This is a genomic window from Clostridium facile, assembly GCF_014297275.1.
Taxonomy (GTDB): Bacteria; Bacillota; Clostridia; order Oscillospirales; family Ruminococcaceae; genus Massilioclostridium; species Massilioclostridium facile.
Window position 1 is genome coordinate 37,215 of record NZ_JACOQK010000001.1, and the last position, 23,973, is coordinate 61,187.

A 23,973-nucleotide genomic window follows, 5' to 3' on the forward strand; every position below is an offset into this window, starting at 1 on the left:
CTCATGAGTGGTAATTAGCGGAATTTTCCTCCCACCAGCGGGCAACTAATCTACTACTACAATGCCCATAGAACGTGCGGTACCAGCAATCATGCTCATAGCAGATTCCAGGTTAGCAGCATTTAAATCTGGCATTTTTGTTTCGGCGATTTGTTTAACCTGCTCCTTAGTGATGTTTGCTACCTTTGTTTTGTTTGGTACACCAGAACCGCTTTGAATATTACAAGCTTTTTTAATCAGCACAGCAGCTGGTGGTGTTTTTGTAATAAAGGTAAAGGAACGATCGGCATAAACAGTAATGACAACAGGAATAATCATACCTGCATCATTCTTTGTGCGCTCGTTGAATTCTTTTGTAAAGGACATGATGTTAACACCATGCTGACCTAATGCAGGACCTACCGGTGGAGCCGGTGTTGCCTTTCCTGCTGGGATTTGAAGCTTAATTAAGCCTACTACCTTTTGAGCCATTAAAATTGCACCTCCAAAAATTGTGGTAAGGCGGAACAATGATTTTTCACAATTTGCCGTGTTTGTGCCCACGGTTTTGTGGTTGTTCCTCCCACAAGCGTTTTTCCTATTTTGTATTCCAAACGCCCCACTTTCTAAAACAGAAAGCGGTTACGAGCTGTAAAATACAGCAACGTCAATTTTTAAATATAAATTTTACATTTTTCCTGTTTCAAAAAAATACAGGACTACTCGTCCATCAAAACAACCTGACTGAGCTCCAGCTCAACTGGTGTTTCACGGCCGAACATTGAAACCGCCACTTTTACCTGATTGTTATCGATATCAAGTTCTTGTACGATTCCAACAAAACCTTCCATTGCACCGTCGATTACTTTAACAGTATCACCGACTTTGTAATCTACTTCCACCTTTTTCTCTTCCACGCCTAATTTCTCTACTTCTGCTTTACTGAGAGGAATTGGCTTTGAGGACGGCCCCACAAATCCGGTAACTCCACGGATATTGCGTACAACATACCATGAATCATCCGTCATAACCATTTTCACCAACACATAGCTTGGAAACAGCTTGCGTTCTACTTCCCGTTTTTTGTTGTCTTTTAATTCAACAACTGTTTCAGTTGGGATTTTTACCTCGTGAATCAGGTCATGGAGCTGGCGGTTCTCCACCGCTTTCTCAATGTTTTGCGCTACTTTGTTTTCGTAGCCAGAATAGGTGTGGATTACATACCATTTTGCGGCATCTGACATGAATAACCCTCCATTTTTTTCAGCACCGTGCTGCCTCAATAAAAAGGCAATGCGGTTTTTTCCACTGCGCGGCACCTTTAAAAAGGTCAAGTCCGTTTACAAGCGGATCATCAGCCCCTCTGTGGTTTTACGATCAAAATCAAATTATGCGTTGCCAAGCAATAAACCAAGCAGACTGGTAAACCCTAAGTCCAGCAATACAATAAATAAGCCTAATACAACAATTGTAACTAATACAACAATTGTATTGCGAAGTGTAGCTTGTTTAGTTGGCCATACAACTTTTTTGATCTCACTCTTCAGATCTTTAAAGTATGCGATAATGCGTTTGAAAAAGTTTGGCTTTTTCTTTGTCTCAGCTTTTGCCATGGTACATCCGCCTTTCGCTTACTTTGTTTCCTTATGAAGAGTGTGTTTACGACAAAAACGGCAATACTTGTTCATTTCAAGTCTGTCTGGGTCGTTTTTCTTGTTCTTCATTGTGTTGTAATTACGTTGTTTGCACTCTGTGCAAGCTAAGGTAATTTTTACTCTCATATCGGCACCTCCTGGATAATCGGACAATTTCTGCCTCCCTCTAAAAGGAACGTCCATAAATTTTTGCACAAAAAAATAAACCCTTTTAGAGGTGATTACTATAATACCACAGAAAACGCAAACCGTCAACCGTATTCCGGCGGTTTTTTTGTATTCTTACAATATTATCACTATCACCAATGGATACAGATTTATCATACCGCTTTTTTGTAAATGTTGCAAGCGTTTTCTAAGAAAAACAAAGCTTTTTTCCTATTTTGTGTTAGAATCACTATTTGTTAGCAACACTTTTTGTAAAAAGAGAAAAAACATTCCCATATTAAAAGGAAGAAAGAAAATTATAGTTTATTTCGTAAGTAAGTTAGAAAATTTGCAGTATATGTTCGCAACACAAGGGAGAGGTTCTTTTGATAATAAAAAATAGGATGGATATTGTTTTTGTGTTTTGAATATGTTATGATATCATAGTATTAAACTGTTATAAATAGAACCAAATTGGATATGTGAATGAAAAGTGAAAAAGCCTTTTTATTTGGGAAGGCGTAACGATAGGAGTTTATGAAAATGTCAAAAAAATTGCGAGTAGCTGTTGTTTTTGGCGGGGTTTCTTCGGAATATGAAGTATCCCTGATGTCCGCTACCTCTGTGATTCAAAATATTCCTCAGGACCGTTATGAGGTAGTTTGTATCGGTATTACCAAAAGCGGGCGTTGGCTTTTTTATCCAGGACCAGTAGAGGAAATCGCCACAGGAAAATGGAAAGACCATCCGGATTGTTGTCCTGCGATCATTAGCCCTGACCGCATGCACCATGGAATTATTAAAATCATGCAGGATGGGTCTACCAGCTTATTGAAGTTGGACTGTGTATTTCCTGTTTTACATGGAAAAAATGGAGAGGATGGTACTATTCAGGGGCTATTTGCTTTGTCCGGAATCCCTTTTGTAGGATGTGATACATTAAGTTCCGCTGTTTGTATGGATAAAGCGATGACCCATACTATTATGGATAACGCAGGGATTAAAAATGCCAAATGGAATTATATGTTAGCATTCCAACTTCCTCAATTAGATGAATTTTGTACAAGGGTAATCGATCAATTAGGATTTCCTATTTTTGTGAAGCCGGCAAACGCAGGATCTTCTGTTGGGATTACCAAAGCAACAGATTATCAGTCTTTAAGGGATGGAATTAAACTGGCATTTACCCATGATAAAAAAATTGTAGTAGAAGAAATGATAGTGGGAAAAGAGGTGGAATGTGCTGTGCTGGGAAATGAAACCCCGCAAGCCTCTATCCCTGGAGAAATTATCTCCTGCAATGATTTTTATGATTATGAGGCAAAGTATATTGCGGATTCTAAACTACAGATTCCAGCGGATTTAGATGAAGATACCACGAATAGATTACGGGAGATCGCTGTAAAAGCATATAAAGCTTGGGGTTGCAGCGGGATGGCAAGAGTGGACTTCTTTGTCACTGATCAAAACGAAATTTATTTGAACGAACCCAATACATTGCCAGGATTTACTTCGATTAGTATGTACCCAAAAATGTGGGAAGCAACTGGTTTACCTTATGGGGAATTATTGAGCCAGTTAATTGAATTGGCCATAGAACGCGCTTAATCCTCGGTGAAAAATCAATTCAAAAAAGGGGGTTATTGCTATGAACCAACAACCAATAGGTGTTTTTGATTCAGGTCTTGGTGGCCTGACGGTAGTAAAAGAACTAATGAAAATACTGCCTCATGAAAATATTGTGTATTTTGGGGATACCGGTAGAGTACCTTATGGAACCCGTGGAAAGGAAACCATTATCGAATATGCCAAACAGGATATCCAGTTTTTGCAGCATCATCAGGTAAAAATGATTATTGCAGCCTGTGGTACGGTAAGTGCTGTACTTCCTAAGGAATATTCTTCCCATTTGCAGCAGCCTTATACAGGAGTTGTTATTCCTTCTGCCCAGGCAGCCTGTGCCAAAACAAAGACAGGGCATATCGGTGTTTTAGGGACTTCAGCCACAATTCGCAGCGGGGCATATGGAAAGGCGATCCGTACTATTTTGCCAAAAGCAGTGGTAACTGGTATTGCTTGCCCACTGTTTGTGCCACTTGTAGAAAATGGATATATCAACCGTGATAATCAGGTAACCCGTATGGTAGCGGAAGATTATTTAAAGCCGATTATCGGGACGGATTTGGATACCTTGATTTTAGGGTGTACCCATTTTCCGATTATCAAAGAAATTATTGGCGATATTTTAGGAAAAGGCGTTAAATTAATTGATTCAGGGTATGAAACAGCCAGGACAGCTGCCGCGATGTTGAGCCGGGAGAATATGCTGCTGAACTCAGAACAACCAGGAAACCGTTCTTTTTATGTCAGCGATAGCATAGAAACATTTACTGAAAATGCGACTATCTTTTTAAATGAAGAAATAACAGGTTCTGTGGAACATCATGTCTGGTAACAAAAATAAAGGGAAATGATTTAAGATGAAACAACCAGTACTGATTACAGTCAATAGCAGTTTCCATACCGATGAAGGAGATGATTCCTCCGAATTTTTTACCGAGGGGATTCTTGCATTAAAAAATGGAAAATACTATTTGATTTATGATACTGTTTATGATGACGGCAACACCATAAAAACTACTTTAATTGCTCATCATACCAATAAAATTACATTAAAGAACAGTGGAGATACATCCTACTCCTTATCTTTGGAGGAGAATGTTCGTTCTACCAATTTGGTTTCTTTTGGTGGGCTGGAAATGATGTTAGGGGTTCAGCCCAACCGAATTTGCTGTGAGCTTGCCGAGAATGGCCATGGCAGTATATTGATGAAATACTATATTTTGAACGAGGGGGAAATCCTATCTGAAAATACGATTCAGATTCAGGTGCGCCCAAAAAATTAGGACAGTAAAACGGAGGTAACTATGTCAAATCCAATGAAATCTGCAAGCGATAGTTTGCATGAAGTGCTTTTAAAAGCGATAGGACAGGCAGTGGCAGAGGGAGAACTGCCTGCGGAGCCAATCCCAGCATTCCAGATTGAAATTCCGGGGGATACCTCACATGGTGATTTTGCCACCAATGTAGCAATGGTATCCGCTCGTAGTTTTAAGATGGCGCCACGAAAAATTGCGGAGATTATTTGTGGACAGATTGATTTAACTGGAACCTGTTTTGAACGGTTTGAAATAGCGGGTCCTGGTTTTATTAACTTTTTCTTAAACCAGAATTGGTTTGGAACTGTAGTCCAGTCTATTTTGGAAGAAAAAGAACAATATGGAAAAAGTGATTTTGGAAACCATAAAAAGGTGATGGTGGAATTTGTTTCTGCCAATCCAACAGGGCCAATGCACATTGGGAACGCTCGTGGTGGCGCAATTGGGGATTGTCTAGCAGCTGTACTGGATTGGGCTGGCTATGATGTCACAAAAGAATTCTATATCAACGATGCAGGAAATCAGATTGAAAAATTTGGGATGTCATTAAGTGTCCGCTACCAGCAGATTTATAAAGGGGAAGATGCTGTAGAACTTCCAGAAAACGCTTATCATGGCGTTGACATCATCGAACACGCAAAGAATTTTGCTGGCATATATGGCAATAAATTCATGGATGTAGATGAGGAAACCCGTAAGAAAGCATTGGTAGATTATGCGCTACCTCTTAATATTGCGAACCTGAAAACAGATTTAGGAAAATACCGGATCGAATATGATGTTTGGTTTAAAGAAAGCAGTTTATATGCAGACGGCTTAGTAGATAAAGTTATTACTATTTTAAAAGATAATGGTTTAACCTATGAAAAAGATGGGGCTTTGTGGTACAAGGCAACTGAATTTGGTGCAGAAAAAGATGATGTGCTGGTTCGTGCCAATGGGATCCCGACTTATTTTGCCGCTGATATTGCTTACCATTATAATAAATTTGCGATCCGCCATTTTGATAAAGTTATCAATATTTGGGGGGCTGATCATCACGGACACGTAGCCCGGTTGAAAGGTGCAATGAATGCTGTTGGTCTGGATGGAAATAAGCTAGATGTTGTGTTGATGCAGATGGTACGTTTGATGCGGGATGGAGAACCGGTTAAGGTCAGCAAACGTACTGGAAAATCCATTACTTTAGTGAACCTGTTGGATGAAATTCCAATTGACGCAGCTCGTTTCTTCTTTAATTTGAGAGAGAGCAACTCCCACTTGGACTTTGACTTGGATTTGGCTGTGGCACAAAATTCCAGTAACCCAGTTTATTATGTACAGTATGCCCATGCAAGAATCTGTTCGATTTTAGCAAATTTAAAAGAGGATGGATTTGTACCAACTTCAAATACAGAGGGTTATAGCCTTTTGGTCGCTCCAGAAGAAATTGAATTGATCCGCCATCTGGCAAAACTGCCAGGAGATATTGTGGAAGCTGCAAAAGCATATGATCCAGCCCGTATTACCCGGTATGTATTGGATCTGGCTACTTTATTCCATAAATTCTATAACGCATGCAAGGTAAGGGGAAATGAAAACCCTGATTTAACCCAGGCGAGGTTAAATTTGTGTGCTGCGGTAAATATTGTATTGGAAAATGTATTGACAATGTTAAAAATTGATGCTCCAGAAAGCATGTAATTTATTAACGCTTTACGATGGATATTTTATTAGCCATCGTAAAGCGTTTTTTATTTTTAATAAGTATCCATAAAAAAGTTGCACTTTACAAACATTTAACCTGAATAAGGTAGAGCGTGGCAGAAAAAGTGTTATGATAAAACTAACGATGTATAATTATAGTACAATGGAGGAAACTTTACTATGTACGGAACAATTGATATCGGTTCCAATACCATCCGGATGGTCTTATATTCGATTAAAAATAATCAGCTTTATCCTATGATTAACAAAAAATACACAGCAGGACTAGCTGGATATATTGATGATAATTCCAATATGAACGAAGAGGGCATTACAAAACTGCTTCGGATTTTAGGAGAATTAAAAGAAATCCTTTCCCAAATTGAAATAGAAGAAATTTTCCCATTTGCAACAGCGTCTTTACGTGGACGCAACAACGTAAATGAAATCCTTTGTAAGATAAAAGAACAGAGCGGGTTTGATGTCCGTATTTTAACAGGGGAAGAAGAAGCGATTTTTGATTATAATAGTATTTTACATAGTGGCATTAAAGAGGAAGGGCTTTTAGTTGATGTTGGAGGTGGAAGTACAGAATTGACATTTTTTCAAAACAAACAGGTGGTTTCGGCACAATCTCTGCCAATTGGTTCGTTAAGTCTGTACAGCCGTTTTGTGGAGCAGGTTCTTCCAACAGAAAAGGAAATGAAACAGATAAGGAAAGAAGTAAAAAGACAACTAAAAACATTAGAAAACCCACAGGGCAATATCGAAAGTCCTACCATATACAGTGTAGGTGGCACTGCTCGTGCTGCGTTAAAATTAATTCGCAGAACAGAAAATAATCAGATAAAAACAATGGAATACTCCAAAAAAGAGCTACGGCATGTACTTTCCAATTTGTTGGATAATCCATCTTATATGGTAAAAAATATTCTTGCTGTTGCCCCAGAACGAATCCATACTTTAATTCCAGGAATTGTTATTTTTGATACAATCGCAAAATACTATGGCAGCACACAATTTGTTACCAGCAAATGCGGTGTTCGGGAGGGCTATATGCTTTCTATGTTAAAAGAAAGGGGTATTTTAGTTGGGTAAATTATATGAAAGAGGATTTACTCAAAATAGGGAACTTTCCTGGTTAAAGTTTAATGACAGGGTATTAAGCGAAGCAATGGATGAAACAGTCCCAATTTTGGAACGTCTAAAGTTTATCTCTATTTTTACCAGTAATTTAGATGAGTTTTTTATGATCCGTGTTGGCAGTTTGTTTGATTTGGCAAATCTAGAAAAGAAAAATATAGATAATAAATCCGGGTTAACGCCAAAGGAACAATTGAGCAGGATTTTTGAAGATGTGAAGCCACTCTACCAAAAACGGGAACAACTTTTTTATGAAGTAGAAAGCCAACTCCGTCTACATGGGGTTTTTTACTTGAAATATAAAGAATTAGAAGAAAATGAAAAGAAACAGATAAAACAATCCTTTAAACTCTCCATTGCCCCTATCCTTTCCCCTCAAATCATTGATACCCACCACCCATTTCCTCATTTAGCAAATAATATTATCTATATCGGTGTAATGCTCCGACACAAGAAAAAAGAAGTGTTTGGAGTGATTCCTGTTCCCAGCATTTTACCAGATATTTTTTACCTGCCTGGCAGTGACACCAGATATATTGGGGTAGAAAATATAATATTAGAATTTGCCGATAAAATTTTTGAGCCATATATCGTAGTAGAAAAGACTGTATTTTGTGTTACCCGGAACGCGGATGTCAATCCAGATGATGAAGTGTTCGCAGATGAACCAGATTTCCGAAAAAGAATGCAAAAAGTATTAGGGCAGCGTAGAAGGTTGGCGCCTGTAAGGCTGGAACTATCCAATTTTGAGAGCGAAAAAATTTCTGCCTATTTGATGGAAAAACTCAAAATCAGTGAAAAACAAATTTATACTACAACATCTCCATTAAAAATGGCTTATGTATATGAGTTAATTTCAAAATTACCAGAATCAAAAAGAAAGCCTCTTGTTTATCAAGAGTTTACGCCTGTGTGGCCAGGCAATATCAAACAGACAGAAAGTATGATTCAGCAAGTAGAAAAGTCAGATTTGTTATTGTCTTATCCATACGAAAGCATGGAACCATTTTTAAAACTATTAAAAGAAGCGGCAAATGACCCTTCTGTAATATCCATTAAAATTACAATATATCGTTTGGCAAGCAAAGCTAAATTGGTGGAGTATCTTTGTGCGGCAGCGGAGAATGGTAAAAGTGTTACTGTTTTAATCGAATTGCGAGCAAGGTTTGATGAACAGAATAATATTGACTGGTCGGAACGTTTAGAGGATGCAGGTTGTAATATTATTTATGGGTTTGATTTTTATAAAGTCCACTCTAAAATATGCCTGATTACAAAGAAAGGACGGAATGGAATCCGGTATCTTACACAGGTGGGTACTGGAAACTACAATGAAAAAACAGCCAAATTATATACTGACCTTTCCCTTTTAACTTATAATCAAAAGATAGGAGAGGATGCAGCGGAGTTTTTTAAAAATATGTCAATTGCCAATTTGCAGGGTGAGTACCATGATCTGCTAGTTGCGCCAGTTTCTTTGAAGTCCACAGTGCTTCAGCTTATAGATCAGGAAATTTCCAAAGGGCAGAATGGTAGAATTTTTATTAAAATCAATTCCTTGACAGATGCCCAAATCATTGAAAAATTGGCGGAAGCTTCTTGTGCTGGGGTGCAGGTTAAAATGATAATACGTGGCATTTGTTGTATTATTCCCGGAATACCAGGAAAAACAGAAAATATCCAGGTTTGCAGCATTGTCGGAAGATATCTGGAACATGCCAGGATTTATTGTTTTGGATACGGTACACAAGAACAAATGTATATTTCCTCTGCGGATTTTATGACAAGGAATACCGAAAGAAGGGTAGAGGTTGCTTGTCCGATCTATGATGAAAAGGTGAGGGCAAAAATCCATGAAATCATAGAGGCGCAAGAGTATGATAACCAGAAAGCACGTGTATTAATGGCGGATGGAAATTACGTAAAAAAATCAACAATGCAAGAAATGGTGGATAGCCAACAATTATTGATGGATTATGCAATACAGAATGTGTCGGTTCCAATCACCCAAGAAACTAAAAAACGCCGATTTATCTTTGGTCAATTGCTGCATAAATGGAGAAAAAATAGGTAAAAAGAAGCTGGAGAGATTTTTCCGGCTTCTTTTTTATACAAAATTTTTATTTATCAAAAATTAACATGAAACTTTGATATGGTTTTATAGACGTTTATTTTACTGCTATTAAGTAGTCAAATTTTGGTTAGAAGGATTTCTGAAAAGGAGTGAATCAAAAAATATGAGTATGATAAAAAATAGATGTTATAAAATTCGATGGATGGTTAGCAGATGTAATAAATAAAAGATAAAGCCTGCTATATACCTTATTATCTTATCAAAAAGTATCAGCTGTATTTGGTATCCATACAAAATTTAGATAAAATTATTTTTCAGGGATATAGATTGTTCCGAAATAGCATTCGAAAATAGAGATTTCTTTTATTGGAAAAAGAGGAAACTGTGTTTTCTCTATATTGTACATACTATATTTGAGATTCTAAATAGGGGAACTCTCTTTTTAATAAACCACTGATGAACTAAATGAACAGCATTTGCCTTGGAAAGGAATATTTTTCAGAGGATTTATCTCTAAAGCGGGGTTATCGGTGAAATAGAAAAAACCAGGAAGTATCTTTATAAAAATACTTCCTGGTTGATAGGCGATTATAATGAATTATTGTTTTCGGAAGATGTGGATAATTTTACTGCACGTACTTTGGCAATATGTCGTTCTTCCACCACTAGTACTGTAAATTCCACCTGTTCTATCTGTAAAACAGGATGCTCCCCTTCATTCGGGATACGTCCCAACTGGTCTACAATAAAGCCACCCAATGTATCGTAATCCGGATTTTCCTCCACATGAAGGCCTAACACTTCTGCCACATCATCCAGGTCAGCGGAGCCTTCAATGATATAGGTGGTTTCGTTTACTTTTTTGATTTCCTCTTCTTCGTCATCATATTCGTCCTGAATATCGCCGAAAATAGATTCTACCAAATCTTCCATGGTTACAATACCGGCAGTACCGCCATACTCATCTACCACAACGGCAAGGTGTTGCTTTTTCTGGGTAAATTGGGTAAATAAATCCCGGCATTTTGCCGTTTCCGGTACATAGAGCACTTCCCGGATAAACTGCTTAATGGTGTACTGTTCAATATCTTCACAGCCAACCAGCGCCAACAGGTCTTTTACATAAATAATACCAACGATGTTGTCAATATCATTTTTATAAATTGGGATACGGGAAAAACCGTCGTTTAAAGCGTGGAACACCACATCGTGGATACTATCGTTTTCTTCCAGTGCTATCAGATCTACACGATGGGTCATGACATCTTCTACTGTAGTATCACCAAACTCCAATACGTTGTTAATCATTTCTTTTTGGCTTTTTTCAATGACCCCTTCCTCCTGGCCAGCATCCACCATCATTAGAATTTCTTCTTCTGTTACATTTTCATACTGGGATTTGGAACCACCAAATAGTTTGGAAAAAAAAGAATTGCCACTTGATTTTGTCGAGCGCCCGTCTGCGTCCATAGTATTTCCTTAACTCCTTTATTGCTAAAATTGCTATTTTTAATCCATTTATTTGTTTATTATCATACCCTATTTTAGTGGAAAAGTCAATTTGTTTTAGTTAAACTTGTATGAAATAATTGTTTAAAAATCAACTTGTTCTTAATAGATTGTAATAAAAGTTGATTCATTAAGTTGTATTGTAATTTTTATCCTTATATTTCAATTTCATGAGATACAATATAGTATTGTAAAAGAATACTTTCTAGTAAGAAGGATAATTTTACATGAAATAACTGTTTTTTCAAAAGGTTTTTTGTATTTTGCGATAATTCGCTAAAAAAAAACGGAGAATTCCATAATAATATTTGATTATTGCTATTTACAGCAGGTGTGATTAGTGATAAAATACTAACGTACGGGTATTCTGACCAAGGATACTATAAAAAGGCTAATTTTAGGAGGATACAACATGGCTAGAAAAATGAAAACCATGGATGGTAACAATGCTGCTGCACACGTTTCCTACGCGTATACAGATGTAGCTGCTATCTATCCAATTACCCCTTCTTCCACAATGGCTGAAGTAGCTGATAAATGGGCTACTGAAGGAAGAAAAAATGTTTTTGGACAAACAGTAAAAATTACTGAAATGCAATCTGAAGCAGGTGCTGCTGGTGCAGTACATGGTTCTTTGGCTGCTGGTGCTTTAACTACTACTTTCACTGCTTCCCAAGGCTTGCTGCTGATGATTCCAAATATGTATAAAATGGCTGGTGAAAAATTGCCAGGCGTAATCAACGTTTCCGCACGTTGTATTTCTACTCACGCTCTGTCCATCTTCGGCGACCACTCTGACGTATATGCTTGCCGTCAAACTGGTTATGCTATGTTGGCAGAAGGTTCTGTACAGGAAGTTATGGACTTAACCCCTGTTGCCCATCTGGCTGCTTTAGAAGGTAAAGTTCCTTTTGTAAACTTCTTTGATGGTTTTAGAACCTCTCATGAACTTCAGAAAATCGAAATGTGGGACTATGAAGACCTGAAAGACATGCTGGATATGGATTTGGTTGACGAATTCCGTCGTAACGCTTTAAATCCAAACCACCCTGTATTAAAAGGTTCTGCTCAAAACTCCGACGTTTACTTCCAGAACTTTGAAGCTGGCAACACCTATTATGACGCTCTGCCAGATATCGTTGTAAAATACATGAACAAAGTAAACGAAAAAATCGGTACAGACTACAAACCATTCAACTATTATGGTGCTCCAGATGCAGAACATGTTATTGTTGCTATGGGTTCTGTTTGTGATACAATCGAAGAAACCATCAATGTATTAAATGCTGCTGGCAACAAATACGGTGTAGTAAAAGTTCACCTGTACCGTCCATTCAGCACCAAATACTTGTTAGATGTTATTCCAGAAACTGTAAAACAAATTTCTGTATTAGACCGTACAAAAGAACCAGGTTCTATTGGTGAACCATTGTACCTGGATGTAGTTGCTGCTCTGAAAGGCACAAAATTTGAAAACGTTACTGTATTTGGCGGTCGTTATGGTTTGGCTTCCAAAGATACAACACCAGCACAAATCAAAGCTGTATACGAAAATACCGAAAAACCACGTTTCACAATCGGTATCAACGACGATGTAACTTACTTGTCCCTGCCAGTAGGCGATCCTCTGGATACTTCCGCTGAAGGTACACATAGCTGTAAATTCTGGGGCTTGGGTGCTGACGGTACAGTTGGTGCAAACAAAAACTCCATCAAAATTATCGGTGACCACACTGATATGTATGCTCAGGCTTACTTTGCATATGACTCCAAAAAATCCGGTGGTGTTACTGTTTCCCACCTGCGTTTTGGTAAACAGCCAATCAAATCCACTTATTTGATTTCTCAGGCTGACTTTGTTGCATGCCATAACCCATCCTACATGAACAAATATGAAATCGTTCAGGATGTTAAACCAGGCGGTACTTTCCTGTTGAACTGTAGCTGGGATATGGAAGGTTTGGAAAAACACCTGCCAGGTCAAGTAAAAGCATATATTGCGAAAAACAACATCAAATTTTATACCATCGACGGTGTAGCAATTGGTAAAGAAATTGGCTTAGGCGGACGTATCAATACCGTTCTCCAGTCCGCATTCTTCAAACTGGCTAATATCATTCCAGAAGAAGATGCTATTAAATATATGAAAGACGCTGCTACCGCTTCTTACGGCAAAAAAGGTGAAAAAATCGTTAAGATGAACCACGACGCGATTGACAAAGGCGCTACCGCTGTAAAAGAAGTAAAAGTACCAGCTGAATGGGCAAATGCTGAAAGTGAAGTATTGACCCATACTGTAGAAGGTGAAAACAAAAACCTGGTTGATTTCGTAAACAACATCCTGGAACCAGTAAATGGTCAGATTGGTGACAAACTGCCAGTATCTGCGTTTAAAGGCCGTGAAGATGGTACAGTTCCACAGGGTTCTGCTGCTTACGAAAAACGTGGTGTAGCGGTTGACGTTCCTGTTTGGAATCCAGATAACTGTATCCAATGTAACTTCTGTTCTTATGTATGTCCACACGCTGTTATCCGTCCTGTTGCTATGACAGAAGAAGAAGCTGCTAACGCTCCAGAAGGAACAAAAGTAGTGGATATGAAAGGTATGCCTGGCTATAAATTTGCTATGACTGTATCTGTATTAGACTGTACAGGTTGTGGTTCTTGCGCAAACGTATGTCCTGGCTTCAAAGGCGAAAAAGCTCTGACAATGTCCGGTCTGGAAAGCCAGCTGGCTCAACAGAACACCTTTGCTTATGGCCAAGAACTGCCAGCAAAACAAGAAGTTGTGGATAAATTTAAAGAAACAACTGTAAAAGGCAGCCAGTTCAAACAGCCTCTGCTGGAATTCTCCGGCGCATGTGCTGGTTGTGGTGAAACACCATATGCGAAAGCGGTTACTCAGCTGTTTGGTGACAGAATGTACATCGCAAACGCTACTGGATGTTCTTCCATCTGGGGTGGTTCTTACCCAGCAACTCCTTATACTACAAATAAAGAAGGCAAAGGTCCTGCTTGGGCAAACTCCTTGTTTGAAGATAACGCTGAATTTGGTTTTGGTATGCACCTGGCTCAAAAAGCTTTGAGAAACCGTTTGATCGAAAAAGTAGAAGCTTTGGCTGAAACTGCTGACGGTGATGTAAAAGCTGCTTGTGAAGCTTATTTAGCAACCAAAAACAACTCCAAAGATAACGCTGCTGCAACAGACGCATTGGTAGCTGCTTTGGAAAAAGCAAATGTTGGCGAAGATATCCTGAAAGACAAAGATTACTTGGGCAAAAAATCCATGTGGATCTTTGGTGGTGACGGCTGGGCTTACGATATTGGCTTCGGCGGTGTTGACCACGTTCTGGCTTCTGGTGAAGATGTAAACATCATGGTATTTGATACCGAAGTTTACTCCAATACAGGTGGTCAGTCCTCGAAATCTACTCCAACAGGTGCGATTGCTCAATTCGCTGCTGGCGGTAAAGAAGTGAAGAAAAAAGACCTGGCTCAAATTGCTATGAGCTATGGCTACGTATATGTTGCTCAGGTTGCTATGGGTGCTGATTACAACCAGACCTTAAAAGCAATCTCCGAAGCAGAAGCTTATAACGGTCCTTCTTTGATTATCGCTTATGCTCCATGTATTAACCATGGTATTAAAGGCGGTATGAGCAAAGCTCAGACAGAAGAAAAGAATGCTGTTGCTGCTGGTTACTGGAATATGTTCCGCTTTAACCCACAAGCAAAAGCAGAAGGCAAAAACCCATTGACAGTTGATAGCAAAGCTCCAACTGCTGCTTACAGAGACTTTATTATGAACGAAGTTCGCTACAGTGCTCTGTCCCGTTCTAACCCTGAAAAAGCAGAAGTTATGTTTGCAAAAGCTGAAAAACAAGCTGCTGACAAATATGCTCATTTGTTAAAATTACAAGAATTATACGGCAACGAAGCTGAATAATTACTGATAAATCAAAACCCACGGAATTTTTCCGTGGGTTTTTTAATGAAAGGATAAAAGTGGTTTATCCAGGTTTTTGCAATGAATTATAATAATTTTGGGAATACTACTATTGGATAAGGCGTTTTTATAAGAAATAAATTATAGATTAACTGTTAATAATTTAGTTTTATTACAATATTCTGGTAATATTTTTGCAGTGTGATTCCTTTCACATTCATAAATTTTTACAATTCATTCCATATCAATCAAAATTTAAGCATATTTGCATAAATAAAATATAATTCCTGCATTTTATTAACATTTATTTTACGTTTAACTGTTGCAGAATATTCCGATATATGGTAAGATTGTAATTGTAGAAAATTAGTGTTTTCACTAAGATACAAATTATAAGATAAAGGAGAACTAATATGTTAACAAATAACCAAAATGTGTTAAAATGGGTTGACGAAATGGTTGCCCTCTGTAAACCTGACCAAGTTGTTTGGATTGACGGCAGTGAAGCTCAATTAAATGAATTGAGAGCACAAGCTACCGAGACAAAAGAAATGATTCCTTTAAATCAGGAGAAATTGCCAGGTTGTTACCTGCATAGAACAGATCCAACTGACGTTGCTCGTGTAGAAGATAGAACCTTCATCTGTACTAGAAAAGAAGAAGATGCTGGTCCAATCAACAACTGGTGTGATCCAAAAGAAATGTACGCTAAATTAACACCTATGTACGATGGTGTTATGAAAGGCCGTACTATGTACGTTATCCCTTATTCTATGGGTCCAATCGGTTCTCCTTTGGCTAAAGTTGGCGTTGAGCTGACAGACTCCATCTATGTTGTATTGAACATGGATATCATGACAAGAATGGGTAAAGATGCTTTTGAAAACCTGGGCGAAACCTCTAATGACTTTGTTCGTGGTTTGCACTCTAAAGCAGATATTGACCCTGAAAAACGTTATATTGTTCATTTCCCAGAAGATAATACTATCTGGTCTATTAACTCTGGTTACGGCGGAAACGTATTGCTGGGTAAAAAATGTTTTGCATTGAGAATTGCTTCTTACCAAGGTAAGAACGAAGGCTGGATGGCTGAACATATGCTGATTTTGGGAATTGAAAACCCACAAGGCGAAGTAAAATATATCTCCGCTGCATTCCCATCCGCTTGTGGTAAAACAAACCTGGCTATGTTGATTCCACCAGAAGTATACAAAAAAGCTGGCTATAAAGTATGGACAGTTGGTGACGATATTGCATGGTTAAAACCAGGCGAAGATGGTAGATTGTACGCAATCAACCCAGAAAACGGCTTCTTTGGCGTTGCTCCTGGTACTAACGCAAAATCTAACTTTAATGCTTTGGAATCCACCAAAAAGAACACTATCTTTACAAACGTTGCTCATAACATGGATGACAACACTGTTTGGTGGGAAGGCTTAGATAAAAATCCACCAGAAAATGCAATTGACTGGAAAGGTAATCCTTGGAATGGAAAAGAATCCACTGAAAAAGGTGCTCATCCAAACTCCAGATTTACAGCCCCAGCTGTAAACTGTCCTTGCATCAGCCCAGAATTTAACAATCCACAGGGTGTTCCAATTTCTGCTATGATCTTCGGTGGACGTCGTGCAAAAACAGCTCCACTGGTATACCAATCTTTTGACTGGAACCATGGTGTATTTGTAGGTTCTACGATGGCTTCTGAAACAACTGCTGCTGCTACTGGTGCAGTTGGTGTTGTTCGTCGTGACCCAATGGCTATGCGTCCATTCTGCGGTTACCATATGGGTGACTACTTTGCTCACTGGATCGAAATGGGCGAAAAATTGGGCGATAAAGCTCCTAAAATCTTCAATGTTAACTGGTTCAGAACAGACGATGAAGGTCACTTCATTTGGCCTGGATTTGGTGACAACATGCGTGTCCTGATGTGGATCTTAGACCGCTGCGAAAATAAAGTTGATGCTGTTGAAACTCCAATCGGTTATGAACCAAAACCAGAAGATATCAATATCGAAGGCTTGGATATCGATTTGGATACCGTGAAAGGTCTGCTGGATGTTGATAAAGATCTGTGGAGAGAAGAAGCTGCTGGCATCGAAGAATTCTATCAACAGTTTGGTGATAGACTGCCAGAAGAATTGTCTAACCAATTGAAAGCTTTAAAAGAAAGATTAGGCTAATTTTTTAGGTCTCCTATTATCGTTTTAAAATGCCTGTGAAAGTTTTCTTTCACGGGCATTTTTGCGTTCGTTAAAAAATAGATTATATGTCAGTATAAAAGATTGTCTTTAAATAAGATTTGTTTTTATACAATAGAAGAAATCTTAATAAAGGATGAATATACATCATATTCAATCAGAATTTAGCTGTTCAATATGAAATCAATTTAGAAAAATTGTTTATTTTTTTTTGTTTTATAAATATTTTATTTATATATCACTACAAAATTGCTAATAAAATCCAATTTTATTTCCATTTTTATTGACATTTTAATTTATTTAACTTATAATATATACAACACAAATGAATAAATATTCATTTTATGAATAATTTTAAGTAAGAAGGAAGAAATAAAAATGAAATTAAAATGGACAAAAGTAATTGTTGCATTGGCTTTGTCCGGTGCAATCGCATTGGGAAGCAGTATTAGTGCTTCCGCTTGTATGGGCGTTTATGTAGGAAAAGGAGTATCGCAAAATGGTTCCTCTTTCATTGGACGTTCTGAGGATATTGCGAAAAACCACAATAAAATCTTTACCGTACATCCAGCAGAAGATCATCAAGCTGGAGATATGTTTACAGATGGTTATGGTTTTTCTATAGAATATCCAGCACATACTTATCGTTATTCTTTGGCAAAGGATTCCCCTTTGGAAGGAGATGGTGATGAAGCATTTGCTGAGGTGGGTATCAACGAAAAAGACGTTGCCATGACTGCCACTGTTTCTACTAGTTATAATGGAGATGCTGCAAAAGTGGACCCACTGGTTAGAAAAGGCGGTATTCGTGAAGTTTCTATGACCAGTGTTATTTTGGGACAAGCAACAACCGCTCGGGAAGCTGTTGAACTGCTGGGTAAAATTGTAGCTGAGCATGGGGCTGGTGAATGCAATACCATGATGTTTAGTGATCCAAATGAAGCTTGGTACATGGAAATTGTATCTGGGCACCAATATGCAGCAGTTAAAATGCCAGAAGATAAAGTTGCTGTATTCCCAAATATGATGATGTTGGGTACTATTGATGTAACAGATACAGAGAATGTAATTGTTTCTGATGGCTTAGTAAGTTTGGCAGAAGAAAATGGATTTTTACAAACTGTAGATGGACAAATCCATGTTGCTAAAACCTATGGACCATCCACTGCTAGCAGAAGTAATTTAACACGTTTATGGCAGGGAACTTATTATATGAACGTAGAAAAAGGGAATAGTTTAGATATTGAATCTGCTGAAGGCGGTTCATTTGACTTGTTCTTTGAACCTGACCATAAACTATCTACCCAAGAAGTAATGAAATATTTAGGATACCGCGGTGAAGGAACAAAATACGATTCTAATATGGATTCTTCTATTAAAGCAATCGGAAATGATCGTCAAGCAGAATGCCATGTATTAGAAATGCGTGATGGTATGTACAGTGGTATTGTAGGTGTTGAATGGCTGGCAATGTCCCGTGCAGAATTTTCTCTGTATCTCCCTTACTATGGCGGTATGATTACAGAAACTTGGGAAGGTTATCATCCAGAGGATCTGGAATACACGACAGATTCTATGTATTGGGTATTTAATAAATTAAATGATCTGGCAGAAGATGATAGGGAATTATACGGAAAAAATATTCATAAATATTTAGACCAATATCAGGCAGCTTTGATTGAGCAGCAGGAACAAGTGGATGCAGATATGACAAAACTGTATGAAATTGACCCTACATTGGCACAGGAAAAAGCAACTGAACTTGGAAAATTGATTGCACAAGATACTTATGCAGTTGCGTTTAGTATTGTAACTGAATTGGAACAATTTATTGCGGAAGGTGGCGAAGGTGAATTTGTGCCATCTGTTTTGGAAAACAATGTGATGCCAAATTACTCTGTTGACCGTGTTGGCGGCGTTCCAGAACAACCAACTACTCCTTCTGAAACCCCATCCTCTACCCCTTCTGATACAACCTCTTCCAACTCTTCTACTTCCAGTGAAACTTCTCCACAAACTGGTGATGTTACCGCTATGGCTGGCGTAACAGTTGCTTTGGTTGCAGCTGGTTGTGCAGTGGTATTGAAAAAAAGAAAAAATAAATAAAATAATAGATTGAATACTCCTTTTATTAAAAGTTCTGGTGGAAATGCTTCTACCAGAACTTTTTTATTGATTAGGGAAAACCATTGGCTCTGTTGGGTATCTTGTAAAAAAGCTTTCGTGACCAATATCGATTGAAGCAAGCCGATAATGATAGTCTTGTGATAACAGAAAGTTGCTGTTAGAACGGTGGTTTATCGTTTACGTGCTGTAAGGCAAGTGATGCAAGAGGAATAACGTTCAGAGGATCCTTGATAGGTTGGCCGATAATAGGACACAATAAGGACAAATCAATCCGTCGGTTAAATTAATGGTTATGAATGTCATGGGAACTTCCTGTTTTACCAAGAGAGAGCTATCTGATAAAAAACTTCCACATCAAATTTTGAGTAAAGGAAATGATTTAAAAAAGCAATACTATCAAGAATAAAATGAAAATGTGTTTTTTGGAGACTTTTTTCAGGATAATAGGACAATAAATGTAAGTAGAGAAAATTTTCCTTATATCTTTCAATGATCATTTAATCTTTTAGGCTAATTAGAAATTATGGTCTAAGAATAATGAAAAAACTCTAATCGTTTAGCAGGGTAAATTTAATAGTTCGTTACCCGAATAAAAGTATAGATTAAAATAAAAAATTGTTTTACTATAATTTCTAATTTGGATTCGTCACCTTTTTTTTAATTATGCATAAAATAGAGAGAGATAGGAAGGTGAAACGAATGCCAAGTCAATTAATATCTTTACCCTCGATCACCTATGCCAACAAAGCAAAATCCTATCTTGCACAATACGGTATTCAATCAACTGTAATTAAGACGCCAAAAAGCTTGCGAAAACGTGGCTGTGGTTATAGCCTACGTGTGAACCAAGATGGCGGGCAGGCGGCTTCTTTACTACAGCAAGCGGGATTTGAATTGTTGGATTAATGCCGGGCCGTTGTTTCAAAAGGCAACGGCCTTTTTTCTATTGTGAGTTATAACGAAAAGAAGAACTACATAGGAATAGAGAAAAGAGGGGGATTGTTTATGATATATTTTGATAATGCGGCAACAACCTATCCAAAACCAAATCAGGTAATTCAAGCGGTACAACAAGGAATGTTGCGTTATGGAGGAAACCCCGGCAGAAGCGGGCATTCAATTTCCATGCGTACCGCTGAAAAAGTCTACCAAGTGCGTAACTTAGCAGCGGATTTTTTTGATGCTGAGGTGGAGAACGTAATTTTTACCTGTAATTGTACTCAAGCATTGAATTTTGCGATTAAGGGGATTCTGCTAAATGGTGGCCATGTGATTACGACCAATCTAGAACACAATTCTGTTCTGCGCCCAATTGCTTCCCTCGCAAAACACAATAACGTTTCTTATACCATTGTGGATGTTTATAATCAAAGCGAAGAGACGATTTTAGCTATGATAAAAAAAGCAATCCGGTCAGATACAAAATTGATTATTTGTACCCATGGTTCTAATGTGACAGGACAGCGTTTGCCCATTGAACGGATTGCGAAACTATGCAAAGAACATAACATTTTATTTGCAGTTGATGGGGCTCAATCCGCAGGGGTATTACCAGTTCAAGTGCGCAATATGGGGATTGACCTTTTTTGTACTGCTGGCCACAAAGGTTTATATGGGCCGTCTGGAACAGGTCTATTGGTATTGGGAAATAAAATCTTATTAGAAACAATTATGGAAGGTGGGACTGGTACTAATTCTTTTCGTATGGAACAGCCGGAATTTTATCCAGAACGAATGGAATCCGGAACTGTAAATACAGCTGGAATTTGTGGATTGGGAGCAGGAATTCAATTTTTAAAGCAAAAAGGATTGCGACGGATTTATCAACATGAAATTTCTTTATGCAGAATGGCATTTTTGGGGTTAAAAGGGATGCGGAATATTCAGTTATATACCCCTGATTGTGCAGAAGGAAGCTATCTCCCTGTATTTATTTTTAATGTAAAAGGAAGAACCTCGATGGAAGTCGTGGATCAATTAAATGACGCAGGGTTTGCTTTAAGAGGTGGTTTACACTGCGCTCCGCTGATTCATCAAGCTCTAGGGACTGAAGAAATTGGAGGAGTAAGGTTATCGGTTTCCGTTTTTAATAAGAGGGAAGAGATCCAAAAGTTTCTGTCAACGATGCAAAAAATATCAAAATAAAAAAACAGGGGATATCTCCCTGTTTTTTTATTGTATTTATGCGGATACTGGAAAAAATACAATTGAATCATAGAAAACATCACCAACTAATAAAACGATCATATAGTTATAATTTTTATACGTATTCTGTTTTGTAAAATATAATTTTCATTTTCATAAAAATACTGTTTCTATAATGAAAAAAATCACCTCCATTGCTTGAAATTCACCCATTGTATGGTACAATAGAATAGGTATAGATAATTCAGAGGGAAAGGACTTTGCTGTATGCAGTTTTTACAGTCTGTTGCACAGTTTTTTAGTGCAGTGGGTGAAGTAATTGGAGGTGTAATAGCCTCTTTTCGCATCAATGATTTGCTGGATATTCTATTAGTAGCATTTTTGGTTTATAAAGGTATCCAATTGGTAAAGGAAACCCGTGCGGCACAGCTGTTAAAAGGGATTTTATTGCTGTGTGTTGTATTGGTAGTTTCTAATCTTTTAGATTTAAAAACGATTAATATTTTATTAAACTATATCTTTAATTTTGGTTTGGTTGCGATTGTGGTACTATTTCAACCAGAACTTCGGCGTGCGTTGGAACGGGTTGGCCGGACAAAGGTAAGCGGACGTAGGCTAAGTAACCTGTTTAGTGGGAAATCTGAAGAGGAACAGAATATTCGTCGTTGGGAGAAAGCGATCAATACGATTGCTTCCGCTGCAGAATCCCTATCCAAAACCAAAACAGGAGCTTTAATTGTATTTGAACGGCAAAGTAAATTAGGGGAACAGATTGCAACTGGTGTGGAAATTAATGCAGATATTAGTGAAGAATTAATTGGTAATATCTTCTTTAAAAATTCCCCATTGCATGATGGGGCAATGATTATTCGGGATGCCAGGATTTTAGCGGCTTCCTGCTTTTTGCCCAAGCCGGAAAAAGAAGAATTAATTGCAAGGGAACTGGGGTCCCGTCATCGTGCTGCGATTGGGATGAGTGAAAATTCCGATGCTGTTATTCTGGTTGTTTCAGAAGAAACAGGAGCGATTTCTGTTGCGGAAAATGGTGAGATTATCCGCCACTTAACCAAAGAACAATTAGTGGACTATTTAACAAGCAGGATAATTCCAGAACAACCTGTAGAACATAAAAAATCCAGAACCAGGAGGGAAAAGAAGCAATGAAAAAATTCTCTTTTGGACGATTGATTGAAAATAAACGGTTTACTATGGTGTTTTCCATTTTAATTGCTGTGATTGCGTGGCTAGTTGTTGTAATCCAACTGGATCCAATGCAAAAAAAGGTAATCCGTGATATTCCTGTGACGTATGATTTAGCTGATACACAAGCAGATAAACTGGGTTTAGAAGTAATTAAGATAGAGCCTGCTAATGTTTCTATTACAGTAGAGGGGAAACGTTATCAGGTGAGTAAATTGACCCAAGCGGATTTTAAGGTGGAATTTTCCGCAGTATCAATACAAGGAGCTGGAAGCTATACTTTAGAACTGCGTGCTTCTTCGAAAGAGAACAGTTCCGAGTTCCAAGTAGCAAATATTTCCCCTTCTACTGTTAATGTTACTTTTGATAAAGTATCCAGTAAAACCATTACGTTAACAGCACAGGCACCTAATATTAAAGTGGAAGATGACTTTATTTTAGAAAATCCTGTGCCAACACCAGATAAGTTGGAAGTAAAAGGTCCAGAGCAGTATATTGACCGGCTAGACCATGGCATTATTATGACAGATGCCAGTGAAACTTTAACCCAGACTACAACAAAAAAGGGAACGTTGTTGTTATATGATGTGGATGGAAACCAATTGGATAACAGCTGGTTTACCTTTGATCGTGAGACTTTTGAAGTTGTAATTCCGGTCTACAAACAAGCTACAGTTCCTTTAACATTTAAATACAAAAATGTTCCAGCAAACTTAGACACCAGTAAATTAGAATATTCAATGTCGGTTAATCAGATTAATATTGCAGGCTCAGAAGATGCTGTGCAAAACATATCAGAAATTAATTTAGGTTACATTGATATTCGGGAATTGGATGTTGGAAAGACATTTCAGTTTAATATTTCTGTCCCGTCTGGATTTAAAAATATCAGTAACGTAACCCAAGTAACGGTTACATTTACGGATACTAACTGGAGCTCCAAATTACTTGATGTAACGGATATCCGTCAAAGCAATATCCCTTCGGGGTATACCATTACAGTGCAAAATTCCAGCATCCAAAACGTAAAGATTGTGGGAGACCAATCGGTAATTGGAACATTAATGCCAAATGATTTAGTGGCAACCGTGGATTATACCAGTCAACCCATTAAAGAAGGTTCCCAAACAGTTCAAGTAACCATTGAGGTAGTTTCCAAAGAAAATGTTTGGGTAGTAGGCAGCTATGACTGTATTGTTGTAGCACAAAAAAATCCATAAGC

At 38.0% G+C, this 23,973-nt stretch carries 18 protein-coding genes; 13 read left to right on the top strand and 5 right to left on the bottom strand.

The window, feature by feature from the left end; all coding sequences use genetic code 11:
• Positions 1 to 45 precede the first annotated feature (45 nt).
• The 4 genes from rplK to rpmG all read right to left on the bottom strand — a co-directional run bounded on the left by rplK (position 46) and on the right by rpmG (position 1,760).
• A complete protein-coding gene (rplK, locus tag H8Z77_RS00150) occupies positions 46 to 471 on the bottom strand; it encodes a 50S ribosomal protein L11 (protein WP_069989450.1) in 426 nt (141 codons plus the stop codon).
• Between the two features lie 227 nt (positions 472 to 698).
• The gene (nusG, locus tag H8Z77_RS00155) at positions 699 to 1,223 is read right to left on the bottom strand and encodes a transcription termination/antitermination protein NusG (RefSeq protein ID WP_069988076.1); all 525 of its coding nucleotides are present in this window, start codon (positions 1,221 to 1,223) and stop codon (positions 699 to 701) included.
• A gap of 144 nt (positions 1,224 to 1,367) precedes the next feature.
• Positions 1,368 to 1,592 carry a preprotein translocase subunit SecE gene (gene secE, locus H8Z77_RS00160; RefSeq protein ID WP_069988077.1) on the bottom strand — a complete coding sequence of 75 codons (225 nt, stop codon included), beginning with the start codon at positions 1,590 to 1,592 and terminating at the stop codon, positions 1,368 to 1,370.
• Positions 1,593 to 1,610: 18 nt separating this feature from the next.
• On the bottom strand, positions 1,611 to 1,760 hold the full coding sequence (gene rpmG, locus H8Z77_RS00165) for a 50S ribosomal protein L33 (RefSeq protein WP_069988078.1): 150 nt from the start codon (positions 1,758 to 1,760) through the stop codon (positions 1,611 to 1,613).
• A 564-nt stretch (positions 1,761 to 2,324) separates the two neighbouring features.
• Between rpmG and H8Z77_RS00170 the strand changes: the two genes are divergently transcribed.
• The 6 genes from H8Z77_RS00170 to ppk1 all read left to right on the top strand — a co-directional run bounded on the left by H8Z77_RS00170 (position 2,325) and on the right by ppk1 (position 9,623).
• Positions 2,325 to 3,389 (top strand): D-alanine--D-alanine ligase family protein, encoded by a 1,065-nt coding sequence (locus tag H8Z77_RS00170; RefSeq protein WP_186995787.1) that lies wholly within the window; start codon positions 2,325 to 2,327, stop codon positions 3,387 to 3,389.
• 40 nt (positions 3,390 to 3,429) lie between these two features.
• Positions 3,430 to 4,236 carry a glutamate racemase gene (gene murI, locus H8Z77_RS00175; protein WP_069988080.1) on the top strand — a complete coding sequence of 269 codons (807 nt, stop codon included), beginning with the start codon at positions 3,430 to 3,432 and terminating at the stop codon, positions 4,234 to 4,236.
• 25 nt (positions 4,237 to 4,261) lie between these two features.
• Positions 4,262 to 4,687, top strand: coding sequence for a YwiB family protein (locus H8Z77_RS00180; RefSeq protein WP_069988081.1), 426 nt, complete (start codon positions 4,262 to 4,264; stop codon positions 4,685 to 4,687).
• A gap of 21 nt (positions 4,688 to 4,708) precedes the next feature.
• Positions 4,709 to 6,403, top strand: a complete 1,695-nt coding sequence (argS, locus tag H8Z77_RS00185; protein ID WP_186995788.1) for an arginine--tRNA ligase — start codon at positions 4,709 to 4,711, stop codon at positions 6,401 to 6,403.
• Positions 6,404 to 6,586: 183 nt separating this feature from the next.
• Positions 6,587 to 7,504 carry a Ppx/GppA phosphatase family protein gene (locus H8Z77_RS00190; protein WP_186995789.1) on the top strand — a complete coding sequence of 306 codons (918 nt, stop codon included), beginning with the start codon at positions 6,587 to 6,589 and terminating at the stop codon, positions 7,502 to 7,504.
• Entirely contained in the window at positions 7,497 to 9,623 is a 2,127-nt protein-coding gene (gene ppk1 / locus H8Z77_RS00195; RefSeq protein ID WP_186995790.1) for a polyphosphate kinase 1, read from the top strand. Before H8Z77_RS00190 ends, ppk1 begins: the two co-directional genes overlap by 8 nt.
• A gap of 588 nt (positions 9,624 to 10,211) precedes the next feature.
• Here the strand turns inward: ppk1 and H8Z77_RS00200 are convergent.
• Positions 10,212 to 11,093: a hemolysin family protein gene (locus H8Z77_RS00200; protein ID WP_069988085.1), complete on the bottom strand. Its 882-nt coding sequence runs from the start codon at positions 11,091 to 11,093 to the stop codon at positions 10,212 to 10,214.
• 451 nt (positions 11,094 to 11,544) lie between these two features.
• On the opposite strand from H8Z77_RS00200, the gene nifJ reads away from it, so the two are divergent.
• The 7 genes from nifJ (at position 11,545) to H8Z77_RS00235 (ending at position 23,971) form a co-directional block, all read left to right on the top strand.
• Positions 11,545 to 15,078 (top strand): pyruvate:ferredoxin (flavodoxin) oxidoreductase, encoded by a 3,534-nt coding sequence (gene nifJ, locus H8Z77_RS00205; protein ID WP_069988086.1) that lies wholly within the window; start codon positions 11,545 to 11,547, stop codon positions 15,076 to 15,078.
• 413 nt (positions 15,079 to 15,491) lie between these two features.
• Entirely contained in the window at positions 15,492 to 17,261 is a 1,770-nt protein-coding gene (locus H8Z77_RS00210; protein ID WP_069988087.1) for a phosphoenolpyruvate carboxykinase (GTP), read from the top strand.
• Positions 17,262 to 17,657: 396 nt separating this feature from the next.
• Positions 17,658 to 19,385 (top strand): C69 family dipeptidase, encoded by a 1,728-nt coding sequence (locus H8Z77_RS00215; protein ID WP_186995791.1) that lies wholly within the window; start codon positions 17,658 to 17,660, stop codon positions 19,383 to 19,385.
• 720 nt (positions 19,386 to 20,105) lie between these two features.
• Positions 20,106 to 20,312, top strand: coding sequence for a putative Se/S carrier protein (locus H8Z77_RS00220; RefSeq protein WP_069988089.1), 207 nt, complete (start codon positions 20,106 to 20,108; stop codon positions 20,310 to 20,312).
• A 99-nt stretch (positions 20,313 to 20,411) separates the two neighbouring features.
• Positions 20,412 to 21,551 (top strand): aminotransferase class V-fold PLP-dependent enzyme, encoded by a 1,140-nt coding sequence (locus H8Z77_RS00225; protein WP_186995792.1) that lies wholly within the window; start codon positions 20,412 to 20,414, stop codon positions 21,549 to 21,551.
• A gap of 267 nt (positions 21,552 to 21,818) precedes the next feature.
• Positions 21,819 to 22,715 (top strand): diadenylate cyclase CdaA, encoded by an 897-nt coding sequence (gene cdaA, locus H8Z77_RS00230; RefSeq protein ID WP_069988091.1) that lies wholly within the window; start codon positions 21,819 to 21,821, stop codon positions 22,713 to 22,715.
• Entirely contained in the window at positions 22,712 to 23,971 is a 1,260-nt protein-coding gene (locus H8Z77_RS00235) for a CdaR family protein (protein ID WP_069988092.1), read from the top strand. Before cdaA ends, H8Z77_RS00235 begins: the two co-directional genes overlap by 4 nt.
• Positions 23,972 to 23,973: the final 2 nt, after the last annotated feature.

Excerpts from the sequence above, each read along its gene's own strand:
- rplK (WP_069989450.1), bottom strand. The coding sequence starts at position 471 with ATGGCTCAAAAGGTAGTAGGCTTAATTAAGCTTCAAATCCCAGCAGGA.
- nusG (WP_069988076.1), bottom strand. The coding sequence starts at position 1,223 with ATGTCAGATGCCGCAAAATGGTATGTAATCCACACCTATTCTGGCTAC.
- secE (WP_069988077.1), bottom strand. The coding sequence starts at position 1,592 with ATGGCAAAAGCTGAGACAAAGAAAAAGCCAAACTTTTTCAAACGCATT.
- rpmG (WP_069988078.1), bottom strand. The coding sequence starts at position 1,760 with ATGAGAGTAAAAATTACCTTAGCTTGCACAGAGTGCAAACAACGTAAT.
- H8Z77_RS00170 (WP_186995787.1), top strand. The coding sequence starts at position 2,325 with ATGTCAAAAAAATTGCGAGTAGCTGTTGTTTTTGGCGGGGTTTCTTCG.
- murI (WP_069988080.1), top strand. The coding sequence starts at position 3,430 with ATGAACCAACAACCAATAGGTGTTTTTGATTCAGGTCTTGGTGGCCTG.
- H8Z77_RS00180 (WP_069988081.1), top strand. The coding sequence starts at position 4,262 with ATGAAACAACCAGTACTGATTACAGTCAATAGCAGTTTCCATACCGAT.
- argS (WP_186995788.1), top strand. The coding sequence starts at position 4,709 with ATGTCAAATCCAATGAAATCTGCAAGCGATAGTTTGCATGAAGTGCTT.
- H8Z77_RS00190 (WP_186995789.1), top strand. The coding sequence starts at position 6,587 with ATGTACGGAACAATTGATATCGGTTCCAATACCATCCGGATGGTCTTA.
- H8Z77_RS00200 (WP_069988085.1), bottom strand. The coding sequence starts at position 11,093 with ATGGACGCAGACGGGCGCTCGACAAAATCAAGTGGCAATTCTTTTTTT.
- nifJ (WP_069988086.1), top strand. The coding sequence starts at position 11,545 with ATGGCTAGAAAAATGAAAACCATGGATGGTAACAATGCTGCTGCACAC.
- H8Z77_RS00210 (WP_069988087.1), top strand. The coding sequence starts at position 15,492 with ATGTTAACAAATAACCAAAATGTGTTAAAATGGGTTGACGAAATGGTT.
- H8Z77_RS00215 (WP_186995791.1), top strand. The coding sequence starts at position 17,658 with ATGAAATTAAAATGGACAAAAGTAATTGTTGCATTGGCTTTGTCCGGT.
- H8Z77_RS00220 (WP_069988089.1), top strand. The coding sequence starts at position 20,106 with ATGCCAAGTCAATTAATATCTTTACCCTCGATCACCTATGCCAACAAA.
- H8Z77_RS00225 (WP_186995792.1), top strand. The coding sequence starts at position 20,412 with ATGATATATTTTGATAATGCGGCAACAACCTATCCAAAACCAAATCAG.
- cdaA (WP_069988091.1), top strand. The coding sequence starts at position 21,819 with ATGCAGTTTTTACAGTCTGTTGCACAGTTTTTTAGTGCAGTGGGTGAA.
- H8Z77_RS00235 (WP_069988092.1), top strand. The coding sequence starts at position 22,712 with ATGAAAAAATTCTCTTTTGGACGATTGATTGAAAATAAACGGTTTACT.